Below are 1311 nucleotides of genomic sequence, written 5' to 3' on the forward strand. Positions count from 1 at the left end.
CATCGATACCCAGAGACACTTTCACTTGGTTCATGAATTCTTGAACGAACTGTTCTGCTGGTGATAATGGCTCTTCAACCCAGTAGAGCTGATAGTTCTCTACTTCAGCAAGTTTCGCTGCCAGTTGCACCGCGTCATCAAAGTCACCCATTTGGTCTACCAAACCGAAAGACATGGCATCTTGGCCTGTCCAAACTCGACCTTGAGCGACTTTATCTACTTCTTCTAGTGACATCTCTCGGTTTGAGCCAACCAGAGAAATAAAGCGCTTGTAGCCATGTTCGATACCCAATTGGAACGCTTGTGATGCACCGTCAGAAAGACCGGTTGTGATACCGTCACCAGAGAATGGTGATGTACCAACGCCGTCGGTGCTGATGCCAAGCTTATTAAAGCCTTTCTCAAACGTTGTGATGACACTAAAGATACCAATAGAGCCTGTTAGTGTGGTTGGCTGAGCTACGATTTTATCTGCACTCATTGAGATCCAGTAACCACCGGGTGCATCCGAAGATCAGCAGTTCAACCTGTTGATAGTACGTACTAAGCTCTCATGTTTCACGTACTAAGCTCTCATGTTTAACGTACTAAGCTCTCATGTTTAACGAACTAAACCCTCATGGCTAACGTACTAAGCTCTCATGGCTAACGTACTAAGCTCTCATGTTTCACGTACTAAGCTCTCATGTTTGAACAATAAAATTAATATAAATCAGCAACTTAAATAGCCTCTAAGGTTTTAAGTTTTATAAGAAAAAAAAGAATATATAAGGCTTTTAAAGCTTTTAAGGTTTCACTTCAAGACGAAGCTAGGTTTGGCCAACAGAACACGACGACACGTCTTTGGACGACTCGTGGAACGAGGCCTCGCGTGGTAAAACAACAGCAATTTGAATACGCTTATTTGTTTGGTTCGGTGTGCCCTGAACGAGGAATTGGTGAAGCCATGGTGGTTCCCTGGGTTAACAAGGACATAATGACCAAGCACTTAGAGCAGATATCTAAGGCTACTAAAAAAGGACGTCATGCTGTCGTTATAATGGATGGTGCAGGCTGGCATACCAATGATATTGCGAGAGAGTTTAATAACGTCAGTACTATTAAGCTTCCTCCCTACTCGCCAGAGCTTAACCCTATAGAGCAAGTTTGGAGTTGGTTGCGACAACATTATCTAGCGAATCAAAGTTTCACTGATTATAACAACATTGTTTCCAAGGTTTGTCGCGCTTGGAATAGGTTTCTTGAGGCCCAAGATCGTGTCACAAAATAAGCAGAGAGATTGGATAAACCTGATCAGTTAATTTTCCGGAT

1 protein-coding gene and 1 pseudogene are annotated in these 1311 nt (G+C 42.9%); one reads left to right on the plus strand and one right to left on the minus strand.

Annotation, left to right across the window (positions count from 1 at the left end):
- A pseudogene (locus AND4_RS19035) lies at positions 1–499 on the minus strand (S49 family peptidase); the annotation flags it as partial.
- A gap of 249 nt (positions 500–748) precedes the next feature.
- Here AND4_RS19035 and AND4_RS19040 point away from each other — a divergent pair.
- The gene (locus AND4_RS19040) at positions 749–1270 is read left to right on the plus strand and encodes an IS630 family transposase (RefSeq protein ID WP_275039048.1); all 522 of its coding nucleotides are present in this window, start codon (positions 749–751) and stop codon (positions 1268–1270) included.
- The last annotated feature ends 41 nt before the right edge of the window (positions 1271–1311 follow it).

Source organism: Vibrio sp. AND4 (assembly GCF_000171815.1).
GTDB lineage: Bacteria > Pseudomonadota > Gammaproteobacteria > Enterobacterales > Vibrionaceae > Vibrio.